1 protein-coding gene and 1 pseudogene are annotated in these 1,235 nt (G+C 69.3%); both read left to right on the top strand.

What is annotated here, in order from left to right; all coding sequences use genetic code 11:
- The first annotated feature begins 196 nt into the window (after positions 1-196).
- Positions 197-385, top strand: a complete 189-nt coding sequence (locus C1I98_RS39030; RefSeq protein WP_146607939.1) for a hypothetical protein — start codon at positions 197-199, stop codon at positions 383-385.
- Positions 382-1,235: pseudogene (locus C1I98_RS39025) on the top strand (hypothetical protein); the annotation flags it as partial. The gene C1I98_RS39030 and the pseudogene C1I98_RS39025, both read left to right, overlap by 4 nt.

Raw genomic sequence — 1,235 nt, 5'->3', positions numbered from 1 at the left:
GCCCACGCCCACGAGCCCCCCGCCGGAGTGGTCGCCTCGCTCGGCACACCCATGGTCTCCCGTCCGCCCACGCCGGTGGCGCGGCCGGGCCGGGCGGCGGGTCTGCTTCTCCAAGGACGGCGAGCTGACCGCCTAGGACCTCGCGGCGCGTCGGCTCACGCCGACCGGGCTGAAGCTGCCGGAGTTCCATCCGCAGTTGCGCGGCGTGGGGTTCGGGAATCTGGACGATCCCGCCCACCCCGGGCAGTCCGTGATCGGCGGGCTGAACACCGGGCAGATGTTCTGGTACAACTCTCAGACCGGCCAGTCGAAGATCGTCGAGACCGGGATCGAGCCCAACCCGATCCGGATGCGGTCCATCGGCACGCCCCGGACGGGCGGGTGATCACCGGCGGCACCGGCACGGGTGCGGCCGCCCTCGCCGATCCGAACACGAGCGAGGCGCGTTCGCATCGGATATCGGAGTTGATGGGGGCGGTGTCGTTCCGCGGGAAGATCTATCTCGGCGCGCGCCGGTATCCCCGTGCCCGTATTTACGAATACGACCCATCCCGCGAATGGCGTCTCGGCGTCAATCCCAAGGAGGTTCGAAACGGGGACGCGGTGCTCGGCGACCGGCCGGCCATCGGCACGGTGAACAAGAGCGGCTACCTCGGCGGGCAACTGCTCTTCCACAATCCGCGGACCGGGCGTACGGAGATTCATGACAAGCTGATCAAGGACCAGAGCATCATGTCGCCGGCCTATCGCAACGCTGTCCTGTACGCGGGCACGTCCGTCTACGGCGGGTACGGCGCGGCGGAGACCCAGACCGACGCCAGGCTGATCGCCTGGGACGTCGAGAAGGGCCGCAAGCTGTGGGAGAAGACGCCGGTCCCGGGCGAGCGCACGGTCCCGTCGCTTTCCTTCTACCGGCAGGGCGGGCTGTGGGGAGCAACGGCGGGAGTGGTGTTCCGCTATGACCATTGCCGGTTCGCCATCAGGCGGTACACCCCGTACAACTGGCCCCAGGACGGCGGTTACGCACTGGCCGACCTGGCGTTCCGCAAGCGGGGCGGCCACCTGTACGGCTCGATGCCCGGCGTCGGCCTGTACCGTCTCGACCCGCGCACCTGGAAGATGACCGTCATCACCGACCGCCCGGTCTATCGGATGGCCCTGCACCCGGACGGGCGACTGTTCGCCAATGACGGCGCCGAACTGTTGGCCCCACCCCGGGCCGCTGAACCCGCCTC

The organism is Spongiactinospora gelatinilytica (assembly GCF_003236385.1).
GTDB lineage: Bacteria > Actinomycetota > Actinomycetes > Streptosporangiales > Streptosporangiaceae > Spongiactinospora > Spongiactinospora gelatinilytica.
Note: the sequence above shows the minus strand (reverse complement) of the source record. Positions and strands in the feature narration are given on the sequence as shown.